This window comes from Roseisalinus antarcticus (genome assembly GCF_900172355.1).
GTDB lineage: Bacteria > Pseudomonadota > Alphaproteobacteria > Rhodobacterales > Rhodobacteraceae > Oceanicola > Oceanicola antarcticus_A.
In genome coordinates this window covers 78,417-96,709 of the sequence record NZ_FWFZ01000015.1, presented here as the reverse complement: position 1 = coordinate 96,709, position 18,293 = coordinate 78,417, and the positions used below count along the sequence as shown (strand labels likewise).

Sequence of the window (18,293 nt, the reverse complement as noted above, 5' to 3'; positions counted from 1 at the left end):
CGGGGAAACGGCCCAGTGGACCGTTTCCTGAACCCGCGTCACGCCACCTCATCGGCAAGCCCCACGAGCGGAGCTCGATCATCGCCACGACCAATCCCGCCTTTGGCGAATGGCCGACCGTCTTCGGCGACGCGAAGATGACCGCTGCGCTCCTCGACCGCCCGACGCATCGCTGCGTCACACGAGGACTGCGCAGCGCCGGACCAGCTCAGCTCCGGAGGGATCAATACCGGACGCCGATGAGGGGGCACCACGATCAGATGCTGATTGACAGCCTGGATCAACGGTCAGTGGGCCGCAGGGCGCCGCAGACGCCTCTCGCTCTGCCCAGTTCCGCAAGGCCGCTTGTCGCCGGACAGCATCATGACCGCGGGTGTTGCCCTGGGATCGCAGCTTCTCGACGATCCGGATGAGCGACAGGCGCTCATGCTTCGCTTTTCGCGTTCGCCGATTTCCGTCGCAGGTCCTGCTACGGGCATCACTTTCATGGACAAGGAGCGGGATAATGGTGCAATTTGGCCAGGCTTGCCCCGCACCTGTCGGGCCGCCATACGTCGCGCACGCTCAATCGGGGCCTGGATCGGCACAGCATGCGCTTAGGAGAAAGCGATGGACCTTTTCCACGACCGCCCTCATGTCGAGGACATCAGGGCGATGAAGGCGCAAGGACAGCAACTGTCCATGCTTTATGTTGCCACACCAGAGGAAGCGGCGGCGGCGGAGGCGGCCGGGATCCACATATTGTCGATCGAGGGCCGCCGGTGGACGCCTGAAATGCGGGAGGCGGCCGGGTGCTGTTTCGTGCAGGTCGGGCTGCCGTTGGGGCCTCTGGGCGACCCGGGCAAGAGATTGGTGACGGCAGAAGATTATCTGCGCGAGGCTTTCGACCTGGCTGCGATTGGGGCTGATTGCTTCTATTGCGTCGCCTCATACGACATCCAGAAAGCGCTTTGCGACAATCACCTGGCGGTGGTTGGACATATCGGACTTGTTCCGTCCTACATAACCTGGACCGGGTGGCGGGCGGTTGGCAAGACGACTGAAGAAGCGTTGACCCTTTGGGCTCATGCGAAACGGATGGAGGAGATCGGCATTTTCGGCGCTGAACTTGAAGTGGTTCCGGACCGAATAGCCAAATTCCTGTCAGAGCACACGTCGCTGATGCTGTTCGGAATGGGGGCCGGACCGTATGCCGATGCCCAGTATCTGTTCACCGAAGATGTCTGCGGGTATGGCGTGAACCGAAAGCCGCGCCACGCAAAGTCATATGGCGACCTGGGACCGGAGCTTGACAGGATACAGCAGGCGCGTATCGCCGCATTCCGGGCGTTTCGCGAAGACGTTGACAACAAAGGTTACCCTGCGCTCGAACATACGGTACCTATTGAGGACGAAGCCTTTGACGCGTTTGTCGCAGCGGCTTTGGATTGAGCAGAGTCCCTCAACCGGGCCCACCGGCAATTCTCGCTTGTAGCCGCCCGGTGTTCACGCTTTGCAGGAGTTGAAGACGATCATCGGCCGAAAGGCGGAGGTCGTGGGAAGGCGGACTTGAGGAAAAGAACCAAGGGGCAAAACCCAAAGCGCACGCGGATCTCCAACGCGCGCAATATCCTCAATCTTTGCCGGCGCGGCACCGCTCTGTCCCGCGCCGATATTGCCCGCACATTGGGCCTGTCGCATCCGGCGAGCAGTGCAATCGTGCGAGAGCTGGTTCAGGCGGGGTATCTCGAAGTCAAGGCAAAACGGAGGGGCGCCATAGGCAGCCCGTCGAATCTTTACGGTATCGCACCCGACGCGGCCTTCAGTTTTGGCATCAACATTGGCCGACGGTCCGTTCAGGCCGTGATGCTTGACTTGAACTGCAATGTGGTCCGGTCCGAGACGATTCCCTATGATATTCCACGAGTAAATGTGATCATGGAATATATCCGGGAGCGCATTTCAACCTGGATTTCCGAATTCGCCGAGGTGCGTCAAGATCGAGTTATCGGTATCGGCATCTGCAGTCCGAAGTACTTTGGTTTCCGTGGTGAGGAATTGGGCTATCCAGCATGGATTGCGAAAGAATGGACAAAGTTTGATCCCCGTGGACTGTTCGAGGATTGGCATGACTTTCCGGTGTTCGAGGCCAACGACGCCAACGCTGCTGCCTTGGCCGAGAACGAGATCGGTCTTGGCAAGTCAGTCGAAAATTTCTTCTACGTCTTTATTGGAACATTTATCGGTGGGGGTCTCATTCTGGATGGAGATCTGCTGCCCGGGCCACAGGGATTGGCTGCGAACTATGGTCCGTTTCCGGTTACCCCCTCCAGGCTTTCATCCGTCGAAAAAAATCCGGACGGATTTGAAAGTCTTGTCCGCCGGGCATCGGTCTACGGGCTGATCCGACACATGCAGTCCGGAGGTGCGCCAGTCACCCGGGTCAGCGATCTCGCGGGTCTTGACGAAAAGTTTCGCTATCTCATTGACGAATGGCAACATGATGCGTCTGACGCCATCATGCAGTCAATCGTGGGGATCGCCAGCATCATCGACGTTGAAGCTGTGATCATCGACGGCGCCTTGCCAACGAATTTGCTTGCCGCTGTCGTGGCTGAAATCCGCGCCCTGATGCGGGAGCACCCTGATCGATACCTCGTTGTGCCAGAGCTTCACACGGGCGAGGTGGGCGATCAGGCAAGGGCGGTCGGCGCCGCCATCGTGCCGTTTGCACGCCGGATCTGGTCCACATCTGACGACACGTCCGAGCCCGATGTGGATCCGGCCGACGGCAGCCAGACCTTGCCGTTTCTCGCCGGGTCCGCCGGATAGTGCCTGGACTCTCTTCGCGGCCTTGCGGTCAGGCCTGCTTCTCGGCGGTGTCGTCTACCGTCAGCGCCCCGGTCATGATCGCGACGGCATCGGACATGGTGATCTTCTTCGGGTCTACGACGGCACCCCGTCGACCCATTCTGTGGATGTGGATGCGATCGGCAATCTCGAACACATGGGGCATGTTGTGTGAGATCAGCACAATCGAGATGCCGCGATCCCGCACATCGCGGATCAGTTTCAGGACCAGCAGGCTTTCCTTGACGCCGAGGGCCGCAGTCGGTTCGTCCAGGATGATGACCTGTGATGCGAATGCGGCCGCCCGGGCCACGGCGATGCCTTGGCGTTGGCCGCCTGACAGGGTCTCGACCGGTTGATTGATGTCCTGAATCGTGGTGAGCCCCAATTCATTGAGCATGTCACGCGCCTGATTGCGCATCTGTCGCATGTTCATGTTCCCCAGCATGCGCCCGAATGTCCCGCCGGAATGCAATTCACGGCCAAGAAACATGTTGTCCGCGATCGAAAGCGCCGGGGAGAGGGCGAGCGTCTGGTAGACCGTTTCTATTCCCGCGTTGCGCGCATCGAGAGGCGAGCGGAAATGGACCGGTTTGCCATCAAGCAGGATCTGCCCGCTATCGGGAATGACTGCGCCGCTCAGGGCCTTGATCAGGGTGGACTTGCCTGCACCGTTGTCGCCGATCACCGCCAGAATTTCGCCGCGGTACAGGTCGAAATCCGCGCCGTCCATCGCGACGACGCTGCCGTAATACTTTTCAAGGGACCGGGCCTCGAGGATCGCTTGCGGTTTCATGCCGACATCTTTCTGACCCATTGGTCGATTGTGACCGCGGCTATGATCAGCAAGCCCACGCTGAATTCCTGCCAAAGCACGTCCAGCCCGGCCAGCGCGAGGCCGTTGCGGAATACGCCGACGATGAGCGCCCCCATGAGCGTTCCGATGATGGATCCCCGGCCGCCGAACAAGGAGGTCCCGCCGATGACGACCGCCGTGATGGCATCGAGGTTGGCTGTCTGGTTGCCGAGGGGCGACACCGCGCCAATGCGCCCGATCAGGACCCAACCGGCCAGTGCGCAAAGAACTCCGCAAAGGACGTAGACGAAAATCAGCGTTCGGGCGGTCTTGATCCCCGCCAGCCGCGCGGCATCGGGTTCGTCGCCCGTCGCATAGATGTGTCTGCCGTAGGAGGAGCGGTTCAGCAGGTACCAGACCGCCGCGGCGACCACGAGCAACAATATCGTGCCGTAGGTGATCACCGCGCCGCCTTCGAGCCTGATCATGTTGCCCGTCCACTGAAGGAACGGTGCGGTGTCCTCGATCTGCTGGGCGCGGATCGTTTCGGACCGCGAGACAAGATAGATGATCGCGCCGTAGACGGACCAGGTTCCCAGGGTGACGATGAACGGGGGCAGGCGGATCAACGCGACGAGGAGGCCGTTGAAAAGCCCGCACAGGAACCCTGTGGCGAGGCCCAGAAACAGCGCCAGTTCGACGGGCAGGCCATAGGTCACCGATACGCGGCCCATGACGACCGAGGACAGGATCATGATCACGCCGACGGAAAGATCGATGCCGGCGGTCAGGATCACCAGTGTCTGGGCAATGCCGAGCAGGCCGATGATCGTGACCTGTTGCATGACAAGGGTCAGGTTGAACGGGCTGAAAAACCGCTCGCCGACGATAAGGGCAAAAAGGCCGACAGCAATTGCCAGCGTGACGGCGGGGATGACAGTCGGATAGCGGTGAAGGAAGTTGCGGAAGGCACGTGTCTTGCTTTTTCTCTGAAGTTGAAACTCCATCACCACCCCTGCCTCGTCTGCTTTTCGCATCTCATGGTCACGGTCGCTCCACCTGTTTTCGCTGGATTGGCAAGCAACCGGGCGCGGCGTTTGACGCCACGCCCGGTCAGATTGGTCCTGTTCGACCCGACCTGTCCGGGTCGGGGTCGATTCAGCCCCAGCAGATTTCCATCGCGGCGGTTGTGTCGATCGACTCTACGCCATCCACGGGTGCGTCGGTGACCAGAGTCGTCCCGGTGTTGAAGAAATCAAGCCCTGGTGTCGGCTCGGGCCGCTCACCGGTTTCAGCAAACTCCTTGATCGCCTCGAGCGCCATCGAGGCCATCAACAGCGGATATTGCTGTGTGGTTGCGCCGATAACTCCGTCGGCGACATCCGCAACACCGGGGCAGCCACCGTCGAAAGACACGATCGTCACCGACCCGTCATCCTTTCCGACCGCACGCAACGCCTGATAGGCGCCGGCAGCGGCAGGTTCGTTGACCGTATAGACGACCGTGATGTCCGGGCATTGCTGCAACAGGGTTTCCATCGCGGTCCGGCCACCGGCCTCTGACCCCAGAGTCATCGCGTGACCGCAAATGCGCTCGTCTTCCTCATCGCCCCAGCGGTTGGGGTCTTTCACGTCGATCCCGAAGCCTTCCATGAAGCCCTGGTCACGCTCGACATCGACGAGGCCCTGGTTCTCGGCGGCGTCAAGCATGGCGATCCGCGCGGTGTCGGCCGCGTCGCCAAGATGGGCCCGTGCCCATTCGCCGATCAGGATGCCGCCCGCCCGGTTGTCTGTCGTGAATGTCGCGTCGGCAGCCTCGGCAGGCACCAGCGCGGTGTTGAGGGATATGACGAGCAACCCCGCTTCGCGGGCGCGCTCGACAGCCGGCACGATCGCCGCTTCGTCGTTGGGCACGATTGCAATGCCGATGGCGCCAGCAGCGATCAGATTTTCGATGGCCTGAACCTGGCTCTCGTTGTCATCGGAACTGCGTGCCGCGAAGGAGCGCAGATCAAGATCGAGCTCTTCGGCCATCTGTTCCGCACCAAGGCGCATCGCGACGAAGAAGGGGTTGCCTTCCGTCTTGGTGATGAACCCGACGATTGGCCGATCCTGCGCAGCCGCGATGCCGGCCGAAAGCAGGCTGGCGGCCATGGCGGCGGCGCAGACCGCGCCCTTGAAGATAGCTGTCATAGTGAACCTCCCTGATGTTCGGGAACTTGGTAGCGCGATGCTTAATAAAAGTAAATTGTAAAACATGATTCTCGGTCCATGGCGCTTGTCCCGACGTGCCAGGTCGAGGCGACCCGCAGCGGGAAAAATCCCCAAACACATGAAAAGAAGTGTAAAAAATCCTCTCGTCTGCCGGACCGGACATGTGGTAAGGATCACATTTCGCGTGATCTTCGCGTAGCTTCTTGAAGTTTGACGTCGGTCGGTTCAGTTATTAATCTAAGATTGATAAATGTGAAGTTGGAGGGCGCGATCGTGCCGAGGCAGTTGGAAGGACCGATCAGGGCGAGCGAATATTCCGTGGTCGGGCCGCGTGGCGAAGAGGCGCGCGAGCTGGGACTTGCGGGTGCGGACTGGTACCGGACCCCAGTGCCGCGCAAGCAGCTGAAGGAGTTGATGAAGCGGCGCGATTGGCCGGGTGTGCGTGACACCATGATCTGGTTCGGTCTGTTGTTGCTGACCGGGGGGATGGGCGTGGCCTTTCTTGACCAGCCATGGCTGGCGATCCCGCTCTTCGCGGTCTACGGCGTTCTCTATGCGTCCGCCGGCGAAGCCCGGTGGCACGAATGCCTCCATGGGACACCGTTCAAGAACCGAAAGCTCAACGCGATTCTCTTCGAGATTTCGTCTTTCCTGGCAATGCGCAATCCGGTCGTGTCCCGATGGTCGCATACGCGCCATCACACGGACACCTACATTGTCGGTCTGGACCCGGAACAGGTGTATCATCGGCCCCCGGATATCGCCCGTCAGATCATCGCTTTTGCTGGGCTGATCGAATTTCCGACCAGCCTATATGACATGCTGCGCCATGCCTCGGGCCACCTGTCGGACGAGGAAAAGGTCTTCGTGCCCGAAATGGAGCGGCCTCTGGTGCAGCGGACCGCAATCGTCTGGACGCTGATCCTGGCCGGTGTCGTCATTGCATGTTTCGCGACCGGATCGGTCGTGCCGGCGCTTCTTGTGGGGTTGCCGAGGATCTACGGTGTATGGCTGATTCAGGCGCTGGCGCTGACCCAACATGCGGGTCTGCTTGACGATGTGCTGGATCACAGGCTGGACAGTCGCACGTTTCACATGAACCCCGTGGGGCGGTTCATCTACTGGAACATGAACTACCACATCGAGCATCACATGTATCCGATGGTGCCCTACTACAATCTGCCTGCGCTTCATCGCGCGATCGCGCACGATTGCCCGCCGGCCTACCCAAGCGTCCTGGCCACGTATCGGGAAATCGTCCCAACCTTGCTGAGGCAATTGAAAGACCCGAGCTACCGGGTCGTGCGGCCCCTGCCGGCCGCCGCTCAAACGGCTGCTTGATCCGATCTTTGCACAGATTTCCCAAGGCAAGATGAACCAGAAGGACCAGAAACAGATGGCAGAGCAGCAGCGCCTGGAGGTTTGTACGGTCGGCGACATCGAACTCGACGATATTTTCGAGGTGACCCACGACGGTCAGGTGATCGCTGTCTACCGGACCGAAGACGATGAATATTTTGCGACCGACGGCCTTTGCACGCATGAGAACGTCTCGCTCGCCGATGGTCTGCTTCAGGGTTTTGAGATCGAGTGCCCGCGCCACAACGGCGTTTTCGACATCCGAACGGGAGCGGCCAAACGCGCGCCCGCGTGCATCAACCTGAATACCTATCGGGTCGAGGTGCAGGCTGGAAAGGTCTTCGTCGTTTTCACCGACGGTGGAGAAGGTCGCTGAGCTCGGTCCCGTTCCCGTCGGCCGGTGGTCGGGATGTTGGGCAGGACCGCAACCACGGGGTCGCTGTCCTGACCTGCCACTGACCCTTCAACCAGCCCCGACCGGATCGCGGTTGGGGCCTGCGCGGCTCGGCGCCGCGGCCGGCCTCCGATCGATGGTGGAGGAAAGACGCCGTGGCAGGTCAGTTTCGGCACGGCTCGGGTCGAGTAGGGTCCCCGACACCACGTCAGACCATGTATTCCTCGGGTTGACGCACCAACAAGGTCTTCAGGTTGCCTCCGCTGATCTCGTTGACGACCAGCGGCAGTGCGATCTGTCGTTTCTGATTGAAGTGCGAACTGCCCCGGTAGTTGAGTTGTGTCCGCCCCGAGAAGAAAGGGTTGTCTGACGAGAAATCGGGAATCGCCGCCTTGAAAAGGCTCGTATCATGGAGTGCCCGTTCGCTTGCGATCTGCAACGTGCCAAGAATGATCTCGAGCGTGTGCGCCTTGGTTCCCGCCTCGTCATTCCATGCCCCCGCCAGGCGATTGAACCGCGCAATGAAGTCCCGCATCCGCTGGGTCCGCTTGTCGGGCGGGCTTGCGCCGCCAAGCATGATCAGGCCGTCCCCATCCGATCCGACCGTGCGGGTCAGCAAGTCGACGTCCTGCGCGGATTCCGTGGTGATATACCCGCCAAATCCCAGCTCGCGTGCGCGGCGTATCAGCCGGGTGGCGTCGTTTGGCGCGACATTCGAAAGCGCCAGGATATCCGGGGTTGTTCTCAATGCCCTGCCGAGCGCCTCTTCGATATCGGCGCTGCCGGAAACATAAGTGCCCTCGCAGGACAGCATGCGCAATCGGCATTGGCCGGCGATCGACACGGTGTCGTTGCGTTGGCGCAGCCCCTCGGGCGTTCTCGGGGCGACGATACTGATCGACTCCGCGCCCTTGGTCTGCTTCAGGTAGTCGTAGATGATCGGAACGGCCTGATACCCCGCCACTTGCGCCAGCACCGAGTTTTCTCGTGGCAGGCTGTAGAGCGACCGGGTGAAGGAATACGGAAACAGCATCGCGCTTTTGCGCTCGGCAATGGGAATCGCGGCGGTGATCGTCTGTTCGACATTCGGGCCGATCACATACTTGATGCCCTTCTCTTCGGTCAGCCAGCGTGCCCCGGCGGTTGATCGGAACGGATCAAATCGGTCGTCGAAACTCACGATTTCGATCCGGTATTTCTGCTTGCCGATCTCGACACCGCCGGCGTCGTTGTACATCTCGGCCGTCGCCTCGGCGCAGTAGCGACTGACGAGCCCCCAGGCAGCAGCCGGCCCGGACATGACGCCCAGGACACCGATACGCAGCACAGGCTCGTCAGACGACCCGATGGCTGGGCGGAGCCGCGCTGCAGACAGGCCGGCGTCCCGGATCCGGGGCAGCCTGGACACGTCCAGCCTCTGGCCTTCCGTATCATTGTTCGGATCGGCGAGGTCATCGAATGGCGTGCCGAGACCAAGCAGGAACAGCGCCTGTGAATACAAGCCCATGGATACGCCGGGGTCGCCGTTTTCCAATCTGCCGTAGGTCGTGCGGTGAACGCCGAGGTCCAGCGCCATCTGCCGCAAGGTGAGCTTCCGTCGCAGACGGGCGATGCGCATATCGTTGCCAAGCCGCTGAAGAGACTCTGCGACTGGGGCAGCAATCGATTTCGAGACGTCCTTTTTCAACCGTGCGCCAATACCTGATCTTTCGACACAGGAAAGCTGGAACAGTTGCCCTGGTATTGCAACGACTGACGACGGGTCCTTGGCCAACTCTGACCAGAAGCACATTTGTTGAACGGGTCGGCAAATTTTCGAGCATGTTTTTCGCCAACTCCGCCCCGGGATCTGATCCGCGAGGATGCCGAGCAGCGGCCCGTTCGACCCTGTCTGCAAGCCGACCACTGGCCGTCCTCGACCACTTTGCGCTCAAAAAATGGGATCGGGGGCAAGAATCTTCTATATCTTGCGCATCCGCGGACGTGTCGGAATTTTCTGTTCTTGCCCGGTTTCGGGCGTGGCAGGTCGTTTGGTCGGATAAAACCGACATCGGATCGCAGGCTGATTCATTGACACGACAATTTCCGAAAACCGGTCAAAACCACCAAAAAAATCATATGAATCATGATGATTGACCCAATGCTGAAAACCATCCTGACTGAGCGGCAAGCCATCAGAACGGGTTTTTTGGTCCCTGGAGCAGGGGCCGTGGCCAGCGATGCAAATCGCGCGAGACGCAACCGATCAGGAGGAAAGGGAATATACATGTTCACATATACAAAGCCCCAGATGCTCGACCGTCGCAGGATGCTTCGGCTTCTGGGCGGATCGGTGGCCGCGCCGGCAGCACTGAACCTCTTGCCGGGGACGGTCGGGCAAGCGCTGGCCTTGGCTCCCGAGATTCCGGCGGTCACCGCGAGGTTCTCCATGGTGTCCTACACCAACCATACCTGGCCGATCATCGGTGTCCGGAACGGCTACTTCGACGAGGTCGGCATCGACCTCGACCCCGCCGACGGGCGCATCGTCTTCGAAAACCAGACTGTACCGCTTCTCGACAACGACGAGGTCGACATCAGCACGATCTTCGTGGGTGTGCTGACGCCGGCGCTCGACAAGATCATCAACATCAAGCCCTTCCTCATCCACAGTTATTGGCAGGGCAATACGATCCTCACCGGCCCTGATTCCGGGTTCAAGACGCTCGACGATTTTGTCGACGAGGGGCACGAATTCCTCGAAGCGGCCAAGCTGACGGTCGATCAATTGCGGGGCCAGAAACTGACCGTGCCGCCGACGATCTCGACCCGGCCATGGCTCGAATTCGTCTACGCCTTCGGAGACATGACGTTGGAGGATTCCGAGCTTGTGAGCCTTGAGGATCCCAACGCCGTACAGCTGGCAGTCTCGGGCGGTGTCCCGTTCAGTTCCCCGGCTGGCGCGGTCCAGATCTATCAGCTTCAGTTCCAGGCCAACTGGCGCCCGCTGATCAGCACCCGGCAAATGGTGCGGCTGGCGACCGGTGAAGGCGCGGAGGTGGTCAAGAAACTTCTCAACTTCGACGGCTTCGCCGCAACCACCGATTACATTGATGCCAACCGCGACGCGATCCATCGGTTCAACTCGGTCATGTACCGGACGACGGCCGACATTTTCGGCCCGAACCAGATGGCCGAGCTGAACAAGCAGGTGCCCTATGTGAACGCGGCGAACGGGTCCTCCCTGGATGCGGACGCCATCAAGTTCATCTTCGAAGAGCTCGACCCCTTCTTCACATGGGAGGCTCAAGAACGCATCTGGACCGATCCGGACTATGCGCTGAACTACGTCAACGTCTATCGGGACCAGATCGAGAAGTTCATCGCGGATGGCGCGATCGCGCCTGGCGAGTACGACCTGGACGAGTTGTTCGTCGCCAAGGAATTCTGGCAGGAGGCCGTGGAGTTGAAAGCCAGGGCCGCGATGCTTGCCGTCGAAGCGGATCAGGCCGGTCTGAGCGGCGACAAGCTGGTGCTGGCGGAGGCAGGAAAATCCTGGGCAACGAAGTACAACTTCCTCGACGCCGTGCGTTTCCTGGAAGCTTCGCTCACCTAATCAGATGGAGACGGCACTCATCTCCCCTTCGCGATCCCGGGCAAACCGCTTGCTGAGCAGGACAAGGCGATACCGACGCGCTGTCGATCCGGCAGTCGTCTTCGGCGTCCTTGTCTCGCTTGGCGGGTGGTACCTGATCTCGTTCATTGTCGGCAGTCGCGTGCCCATGCCCCACCAGGTTGCGGGCAATGCGATCTTCAATCTTGTGTCGAGCGAGCGTTTGCCGGGGATCGGATTGCCAAGCGGGGGGTATCTTCCCCACCTCCTCTTCACTGCAAGGAATGTCCTGACGGGGGGCGTCATCGGTGTCGCAGTCGGGATTGCCGCGGGCCTGGCAAGCGCCGAGAGGCGCGAAATCGGACAGGTCCTGGGGCCGATCATGTCGCTCTTCGGGACCATGCCGATCATCGTTCTGGCGCCATTCTTCCTGATCTGGTTCGGCCTGTCCGGCACGGCACAGGTCGTCCAGGTGGCGATCTATTCGGCGGCGATCCTCTATGTCTTCACGCTGCGCGGTGTGAACAACCTGTCACCCGCGTTCAGCGAATACGCGGCGACGCTCGGCGCATCCGCGACAACACGCTTTCTTCGGGTCCGACTTCCGGGATCGCTGCCAGAGATCTTCGGCGGCTTGCGGATCGCCTTTGCCGGCAACTGGGGCATCGCTGCCGCGACCGAGATGCTGGGTGGGCAATACGGCTCGGGACGGGTCATCGTCGCACTGCGCTCGGTCTATGACCTGACGGGGATCATGGCGGTGGTCGCGCTGCTCGCGGTTCTTGCGCTTCTGGTCGATGGAACCCTGCTGGCGATACGGGCCCGGCTGCTCAGGTGGGCCAGCGTGGCGAACCTGTCCGGAGCCGCGAGATGAGCATGGACGGCATCAATCTTGACGGCGTATCGGTCCGGTATGACCCGAATGTCGATGAGCTGGCGCTGAACGACATCACGCTCCGGATCCCGGCCGGCCAGTTCGTCTGCATCGTCGGCAAGTCGGGGGGCGGAAAATCCACGCTCGTCCGCACGCTCGCCGGGCTGGTCAAGCCCAGCCAGGGATCCTTGACGGTAGGTGGCAAAGCGGTCGAGGGGCCGGGCGAAGACCGCGGAATGGTCTTTCAGGAGGATACGGTCTTTCCTTGGCTTCGGGTGCAGGACAACGTCGAATTCGGGTTGCGCGCACGCTCGATGCCCAAGCAGGAGCGGAGCCGGAAGGCGCAGGAATGGCTTGCCGCCGTCGGTCTTGCCGATGCTGCGGGCAAATGGCCCCGTGAGCTTTCCGGCGGGATGCGCAAGCGTGTCGCGCTTGCGACGGTCTTCGCGACCGAGCCCGAGACGCTGATCATGGACGAGCCGTTCGGCGCACTGGATTTCGTGACCCGCTCCGTGTTGCATTCGGTCCTTCTCGATCTCTGGCGCCAAACCGAAACCACGATCGTCTTTGTCACGCATGACATCGAAGAGGCGCTGGTGCTCGGCGACCGGATCCTGATCGTTTCGGATGGTGGGATCCTCGCCGATCTCGACTGTCCGTTGCCGCGTCCGCGCCTCGAGGACGAGAGGAGTTCGCCCGAGGCGCTTGCCATCACCCGCGAGATCGTTCGTCGCCTCGGTCTGTCGGCCGGGACGCCGGAGGGACCGGCATGACCGGCATGACCGGCATGGGCGCTTTCTTGCGGTCACATCGCATTGGCATTGCCACGGTCGTCCTGCTGGTCGCCGGTTGGGAGATCGCCGCGTGGCTCAGCCCCAAGACGGTGTTGGCCCAGACACCCCTCGTGCCGTCTTTCGGGAACATTCTTGGCGAAAGCCTGCTTGGGATGTCCGATTACTGGAAGTTTCCGTTCTGGGCTCCCATCACCTCCCTGGGCGGCGAGCAGACCTATCTCGGCGCGTTCCTGGCGCTGGGCTGGCACACCTCGCTTACCGTCCTTCGGCTTCTCGCGGGGGTGTTCCTCGGCACCGTTCTCGGGGTTGGCCTCGGGCTTGTGCTCTCGTGGTCGCCGTTCGTGCGCCGGGCTGCCTACATGCCTCTTGGGGTCATGCGGATGGTGCCGCTGTTGGCGATGATCCCGCTGTTTCAGTTCTGGGTCGGCACGAACACGGCAGGGGTCATCTCTTTCGTTGCGATGGCCACCGGCGCGGTGCTGCTTGTCGGCACCGTCAACAGCGTGTCGAACGTTCCGGCCCGCTATGTCGAATACGCCAGGACACTGGGCGCGAGCCGGCTCCAGATCTTTGCGCGCGTAATCGTGCCGGCGATCCTGCCGGAGATGATGTCGAGTGCCTTGCTCGTGCTTGGCCTCGCATGGTCCGCGGTCATCGCCGGCGAATACATCGGCATCGACAGCGGCCTTGGCCGGATCCTGACCTTTGCACAGTTCATGAGCAACACGGGTCGCATGGCGCTGGTGACCCTGATCGTGCTCGCGCTGGCCGCCGCAAGCAATGTCTTCGTCCGGCACCTGATCCGGCGTGCGCTTGAATGGATGCCGGAAAGCGATCGGAGGTGATGACTTGACGCAGAAGTTGAAGGGCAGGACTGCCCTTGTCACCGGCGGGAGCCGCGGCATCGGAGCAGCGATCGCCGTGTCTTTCGCAGAAGAGTGCGCAGACGTCGTCTTCTGTCATCATGACGACCCGGAGGGTGCGCGCCTGGTCGAATCCCGGATTGCGGCGCTCGACCGTCGCGTGGCCTCGGTTCAAGGTGATGTCGCCGACCCGGTTGCCCTGACACGGCTGTGGGAGGCGGCAGCGGCATTCGGGCCAGTGGACATCCTCGTCAACAACGCCGGGACCGGCGGTGACCAGCCGTTCGACGAAATCTCGGTGGCCGATTTCGACAAGATGATCGCGGTGAACCTGCGCGCGCAGTTCCTGTTGTCCCAGTTGGCGTTGGCCGGGATGCGACGGCGCCGCTGGGGCCGGATCATCAATATTGCCTCCCAGCTCGCCTACAAAGGGGCCCCCGGCCTGACCCATTACAGCGCCTCGAAGGCCGGGGTTGTGGGGTTCACCCGCGCGCTGGCCGCGGAAGTCGTCAAGGACGGCATTCTGGTCAATGCCATCGCTCCCGGTCCTGTGGAGACGGCTCTCACCGACGCGCTGTCGCCGGAATGGCAGGCCTGGAAGATGGCCCAACTGCCCATCGGCCGGTTCGGGCAACCGGCCGAGATCGCCCCCACCGCTGTCCTTCTGGCGTCGTCGGGCGGCGACTATTACGTCGGGCAGACCCTGTCGCCGAATGGGGGGGACGTGTTTCTATGAAACGAATGCCCGGGGACATCCGGCCATGACCGAGCTGCGCAGCAACGAGCCGGTCCTGGTGACCGGAGCCTACGGTCTGATCGGACACAGCGTCACTCTTGCGCTGCAGGCCGGCGGCTTGCCCGTCGTTCCAACCGACCTCCTGGCCGACCGCCCCGCGGATGCGGCCTTCACGGCCCGCATTCTCGACGTAGGCGGCGTCGACAGGATCGCGCGCTTCCTGTCCGAACACGGCACGCTCGACCTCTTCGAGGCCGCTCGGCTGACCGGAGTCGGGCGCATTGTCCTGGTCTCCAGCGCGTCGGTCTATGGCAACGCGACCGGGCCGACGGTCGGCGAGGACGCCCCGCTTGTCGCGAGGGACGCCTACGGCTGCTCGAAGATCGGCGGCGAACTCGTCGCACGTTGCTATGCTGCCGAGCACGGCCTGGACATCGTCATACTCCGCCCCGCTTGGGTCTATGGACCACGGCGGCGGACCCCTGCGTCATCCGGAGCATGATCACCGACGCGCTGGAAGGTCGGCAGACGCGGCTTGAGTATGGCAGCGGATGGACGCGTCAGTTCGTCTGGGTCGACGACGTTTCCGACGCGGTCTGCGCTGCATTGACCGCCCGGGGGGTATCGGGCATGGCCTTCAACCTTTCCGACAGCCTCTGTCCGCGGTTCGAGGATCTTGCCGGGATCGTCAAAGCCCGATTGGGGCAAGCACGGAGCAGCGTCGGCACCGGTCCGCCGCCGGACGACGCCCTGTCCGCACGATTGCTGATCGACGTGGCAAGGCAGCATCTCGGCTGGCGCCCTCGGACGGACATCTTCTCCGGCATCGGCAGATACGCAGACGAACTGGCACGCGAGAAAGCGTCACCTCATTGAAATCAATTGCAGATCTCGAAAGTGGAGCGTTAGCGCCATGAGGATCGTTTTCATGAACCCGAACTCTTCGAGTTCGATGACCGAAAGCATCGATGCCACCGCACAGGATGTCTTTCCCGAAGCGGAGATCGTCGGTTGGACGAACACGACCGGACCCGCAACGATAGAGGGTCCAGTCGATGGCGACGCCGTCGTGCCCTGGCTGACGGACATGGTGCCGACCGCAGCGGATTGGGGGGCCCAGGCCATGATCGTCGCCTGCTTCGATGACACCGGCCTTGCCGAGGTCCGAGCACGGGCGCAATGCCCGGTCCTGGGGATCGGGCAGGCGTCGTATCACTTCGCCGCGCTGCAAGGCACCTGCTTTGCCGTGCTGACGTCCGTCGACGTGGCGATACCCGTCCTGGAAGGAAACATCCGTCAGAACGGATTTGCCGAAGTCTCGCTGCCGGTTATGGCCTGCGGTCTCAGTCCACAGGTGCTGGAAGACGGCTCAGACGCGACATTGGCCCGCGTGCGCACAAGGATCGATGACCTGGAGGCGGCTGGTGCGGACAGTATCATCCTCGGCTGTGCCGGCACGTCCCGCCACCGAGAGATCTTGCAGCGGACGACCAAAGTCAGGCTGATCGACGGTGTGCGGGCGGCCACGTGGCTGGCGGGTGCGCTCATCGCGGAGCGCACGTTCCAGGCGTCTTGATAGAAGGATCCTGGCCGGTGTGGAGCAGGGTCGGCGCAAGGTCCAGCCCCTCCGCCACTTGCCCTCGCACATGCGTTCCGCCATCCCGGCCCGGCCCGTCAGACCCGGTCGGGGTCCGCGGCCAGCGTCGCGAGCTTGTCCAGGGCGCCGGACCAGCCGCCGCGATAATCGTCGTAGAGCTCCGCCCCGACCAGGCTCGTGATCTGCAAGGTCACGCGCAGGGCGCTGCCCGTGGCGCTTGCCGAAATCTCGTGGCCGCACAGCGCGATCGACATCGTCTCGCCGCCCACGGCCAGGGTCTCGGTCAGCGAGATGAACTCCGGCGTGACCACGTGGAACAGGCTGGTGGTGTTGAACTCGGGGGCCTCTTTCGGCCCGCACCGGGTCTCTTCGCGCCCGCCGGGCCGGCAATCGTAGTGGTCGATGATCACGACGCTCTCGTCGTCGGGGCCGGACCACCTCTGGCGCAGGTCGCGGTCGGTGATCACGTGGAACAGCCGGTCGGGGGCGCAGCGGATGGCGCGGTCCAGGGTGAGGGTCTCGTAGTCAGCCATGGTCGCCGTTCCTTTCGAGGTGCTCGGCGAGGGCGGACAGCCGGTCGAGGCGGCCCTCCCAGATGCGCCGTTGTGTCTTGAGCCAGTCTTCGGCCTCGGCCATCGGGACCGCTTCGATATGGACCATCCGGACGCGGCCGATCTTCAAGGACCGGACCATCCCCGCGGATTCGAGCTTGCCGAGGTGCTTGAGGAAGGAGGGCAGGGCCATGTCGTGGGGCGCGTGCAGCTCCGACACCGAGGCGGGGCCGGATGTCAGCCGGGCGATCACCGCGCGCCGGGTGGGATCGGCGAGGGCGGAGAAGAAGTGATCGAGATTGCTAGCCATATGGCTAAGTAATGGCGACCCGCGCCTTGGTCAACGAAAAAGATAGCTGTTTGGGTAAGTATCGTTCTGACGTCCAGTGCCGGACCCTGCCGGGCCGATCCCGGACCTATCGAGGGGGCATGCGGCGGGGTGTTGCGTAAACCGCTGGCGGAGCGTGCGTATTCCCCGCGGGGAAGACGGCACTCCTGCGACGGGGCGTGACGCCCTCCGCCGCGCCGGCGGCACTTCGGGCAGGTCCCGCTCGTGCCTGGCCTGACCGTTTTTCAGGGGTCGGACGGGTCTAGGCGAGGGGGGCAATGACCGTCACCGAGAGGGCAGGGCCTTGGCACGACCGGCCGGCACCGGCCCCGCTGAGCGCGATCAGTTCCGGGCAAGGTCATCCCGTTCGGCCGCTTCGGCGAGGTCTTCGAGAATGTCCGCGGCGGGGCCGCCGATCATTGCCTCTGTCCACAATTCATTGGCCAGTTCCTCGTGCATCTGCACGACGTGCGGCATGTCGTTGATCGACGCGACCCCGACACGGATGTTGGGCAGGTCGCCGATCCGGAACGGGCTTGTGACGACACGGATCCGATCGCGCTGACGCACGATCTGAAACCCGCTCACCGGCAGCCCGCCTGTCAGGATGCCGATCTGAACACCCATTGGCGGATGACGCAGCAGATGGGCCATGTGCCGGACCTCGCGGACGGCGTGTGCGCGGCGTGCGCGTGACACATTGGACCGGACCCCGGTCCGCGCCACCAGCCCCGTGGCCAGGAAACGCTCGATCTCCGCCAGCGAAGAGATGCTGACGATCCCGGTCCGGTGTCCCCTGTAGGCCTGCTTTCGTTGCTTGAGGCAGGCCATCAGCCTGTCGAGGCCCTGCGGCGTGGCGGCGGCCTCCTCGGCGTAGGTTTCCCGCAGGGCCTGGCGCAGGACGTCGTCGTATTCGTCCGAGGTCAGGACATAGGCGACCGGTCCGTAGACCACGACCTTTGAAAGGGCCTGTTCCTCGATCTGCCTCAGGCGTTCGAAGAAGACCTGTCCGTTGGAGACGAATTCGATCTCGACGCCCAGCAGAACCGTCAGCGGAACCCCCAGGAGGCGACCGAGCCGCTCGATCGTCTCGATCTTGACCACCTCGCCCTTTTCATAACGGTAGACGGCTGCCCGGCTGGCGCCGAGCCGGTTGGCGATGTCGTCGACACTGCGGTCGGTGGCGACGCGGTAGGCCCGCAGGCGGTCGCCGATCTCGGGAAAGCGTTTCGCCCTGCGTTCGACCATCGCGGCAGCTGTCTCATTCAGTGATAATCGGTCTCCATAATTCTCGGTTTTCGCTGAACTTGGAACCCTCGTGAGACTGAAAATGCGCGACACTGCAAAAGATCAATGCCCAGGACGA

The 18,293-nt window shown here is 62.4% G+C and carries 19 protein-coding genes and 1 pseudogene; 13 read left to right on the top strand and 7 right to left on the bottom strand.

What is annotated here, in order from left to right:
• From ROA7023_RS14315 to ROA7023_RS14305, 3 genes and pseudogenes are all read left to right on the top strand, one after another.
• A pseudogene (locus ROA7023_RS14315) lies at nt 1-176 on the top strand (ATP-binding protein); the annotation flags it as partial.
• 433 nt (nt 177-609) lie between these two features.
• The gene (locus ROA7023_RS14310; protein WP_085879718.1) at nt 610-1,431 is read left to right on the top strand and encodes a 3-methyl-2-oxobutanoate hydroxymethyltransferase; all 822 of its coding nucleotides are present in this window, start codon (nt 610-612) and stop codon (nt 1,429-1,431) included.
• Between the two features lie 117 nt (nt 1,432-1,548).
• Entirely contained in the window at nt 1,549-2,811 is a 1,263-nt protein-coding gene (locus ROA7023_RS14305; protein ID WP_085879717.1) for an ROK family transcriptional regulator, read from the top strand.
• A 28-nt stretch (nt 2,812-2,839) separates the two neighbouring features.
• On the opposite strand, the gene ROA7023_RS14300 is transcribed toward ROA7023_RS14305, so the two are convergent.
• The 3 genes from ROA7023_RS14300 to ROA7023_RS14290 all read right to left on the bottom strand — a co-directional run bounded on the left by ROA7023_RS14300 (nt 2,840) and on the right by ROA7023_RS14290 (nt 5,818).
• Nucleotides 2,840-3,625, bottom strand: coding sequence for an ATP-binding cassette domain-containing protein (locus ROA7023_RS14300; RefSeq protein WP_200812522.1), 786 nt, complete (start codon nt 3,623-3,625; stop codon nt 2,840-2,842).
• The gene (locus ROA7023_RS14295; RefSeq protein ID WP_200812521.1) at nt 3,622-4,632 is read right to left on the bottom strand and encodes an ABC transporter permease; all 1,011 of its coding nucleotides are present in this window, start codon (nt 4,630-4,632) and stop codon (nt 3,622-3,624) included. The genes ROA7023_RS14300 and ROA7023_RS14295 overlap by 4 nt, the downstream gene beginning before the upstream one ends.
• A gap of 151 nt (nt 4,633-4,783) precedes the next feature.
• On the bottom strand, nt 4,784-5,818 hold the full coding sequence (locus ROA7023_RS14290; protein WP_085879714.1) for a substrate-binding domain-containing protein: 1,035 nt from the start codon (nt 5,816-5,818) through the stop codon (nt 4,784-4,786).
• Nucleotides 5,819-6,097: 279 nt separating this feature from the next.
• Here ROA7023_RS14290 and ROA7023_RS14285 point away from each other — a divergent pair, with 279 nt between their 5' ends.
• The gene (locus ROA7023_RS14285) at nt 6,098-7,180 is read left to right on the top strand and encodes a fatty acid desaturase (protein ID WP_200812520.1); all 1,083 of its coding nucleotides are present in this window, start codon (nt 6,098-6,100) and stop codon (nt 7,178-7,180) included.
• Between the two features lie 55 nt (nt 7,181-7,235).
• A complete protein-coding gene (locus tag ROA7023_RS14280) occupies nt 7,236-7,574 on the top strand; it encodes a Rieske 2Fe-2S domain-containing protein (protein WP_085879722.1) in 339 nt (112 codons plus the stop codon).
• A 226-nt stretch (nt 7,575-7,800) separates the two neighbouring features.
• On the opposite strand, the gene ROA7023_RS14275 is transcribed toward ROA7023_RS14280, so the two are convergent.
• Entirely contained in the window at nt 7,801-9,279 is a 1,479-nt protein-coding gene (locus ROA7023_RS14275; protein WP_159458526.1) for an ABC transporter substrate-binding protein, read from the bottom strand.
• A 579-nt stretch (nt 9,280-9,858) separates the two neighbouring features.
• Between ROA7023_RS14275 and ROA7023_RS14270 the strand changes: the two genes are divergently transcribed.
• From ROA7023_RS14270 to ROA7023_RS14235, 8 genes are all read left to right on the top strand, one after another.
• Nucleotides 9,859-11,187 (top strand): ABC transporter substrate-binding protein, encoded by a 1,329-nt coding sequence (locus ROA7023_RS14270; RefSeq protein WP_085879712.1) that lies wholly within the window; start codon nt 9,859-9,861, stop codon nt 11,185-11,187.
• A 166-nt stretch (nt 11,188-11,353) separates the two neighbouring features.
• Nucleotides 11,354-12,058, top strand: a complete 705-nt coding sequence (locus ROA7023_RS14265; RefSeq protein WP_159458525.1) for an ABC transporter permease — start codon at nt 11,354-11,356, stop codon at nt 12,056-12,058.
• On the top strand, nt 12,055-12,831 hold the full coding sequence (locus ROA7023_RS14260) for an ABC transporter ATP-binding protein (protein WP_085879710.1): 777 nt from the start codon (nt 12,055-12,057) through the stop codon (nt 12,829-12,831). Before ROA7023_RS14265 ends, ROA7023_RS14260 begins: the two co-directional genes overlap by 4 nt.
• Nucleotides 12,828-13,697, top strand: coding sequence for an ABC transporter permease (locus tag ROA7023_RS14255; protein ID WP_085879709.1), 870 nt, complete (start codon nt 12,828-12,830; stop codon nt 13,695-13,697). The genes ROA7023_RS14260 and ROA7023_RS14255 overlap by 4 nt, the downstream gene beginning before the upstream one ends.
• A 4-nt stretch (nt 13,698-13,701) precedes the next feature.
• Complete coding sequence (locus tag ROA7023_RS14250) at nt 13,702-14,451, top strand: SDR family NAD(P)-dependent oxidoreductase (protein ID WP_085879708.1); 750 nt, start codon at nt 13,702-13,704, stop codon at nt 14,449-14,451.
• Nucleotides 14,452-14,476: 25 nt separating this feature from the next.
• Nucleotides 14,477-14,953: an NAD-dependent epimerase/dehydratase family protein gene (locus ROA7023_RS14245; RefSeq protein WP_159458524.1), complete on the top strand. Its 477-nt coding sequence runs from the start codon at nt 14,477-14,479 to the stop codon at nt 14,951-14,953.
• Complete coding sequence (locus ROA7023_RS14240; RefSeq protein ID WP_085879706.1) at nt 14,950-15,327, top strand: NAD-dependent epimerase/dehydratase family protein; 378 nt, start codon at nt 14,950-14,952, stop codon at nt 15,325-15,327. Before ROA7023_RS14245 ends, ROA7023_RS14240 begins: the two co-directional genes overlap by 4 nt.
• 37 nt (nt 15,328-15,364) lie before the next feature.
• Entirely contained in the window at nt 15,365-16,027 is a 663-nt protein-coding gene (locus ROA7023_RS14235) for an aspartate/glutamate racemase family protein (RefSeq protein ID WP_085879705.1), read from the top strand.
• 98 nt (nt 16,028-16,125) lie between these two features.
• Here ROA7023_RS14235 and ROA7023_RS14230 read toward each other — a convergent pair whose 3' ends face one another.
• From ROA7023_RS14230 to ROA7023_RS14220, 3 genes are all read right to left on the bottom strand, one after another.
• Nucleotides 16,126-16,581 (bottom strand): SRPBCC domain-containing protein, encoded by a 456-nt coding sequence (locus tag ROA7023_RS14230; protein WP_085879704.1) that lies wholly within the window; start codon nt 16,579-16,581, stop codon nt 16,126-16,128.
• Nucleotides 16,574-16,909, bottom strand: coding sequence for an ArsR/SmtB family transcription factor (locus ROA7023_RS14225; RefSeq protein ID WP_085879703.1), 336 nt, complete (start codon nt 16,907-16,909; stop codon nt 16,574-16,576). The genes ROA7023_RS14230 and ROA7023_RS14225 overlap by 8 nt, the downstream gene beginning before the upstream one ends.
• Nucleotides 16,910-17,269: 360 nt before the next feature.
• Entirely contained in the window at nt 17,270-18,175 is a 906-nt protein-coding gene (locus tag ROA7023_RS14220; protein WP_085879702.1) for a helix-turn-helix domain-containing protein, read from the bottom strand.
• Between the last annotated feature and the right edge of the window lie 118 nt (nt 18,176-18,293).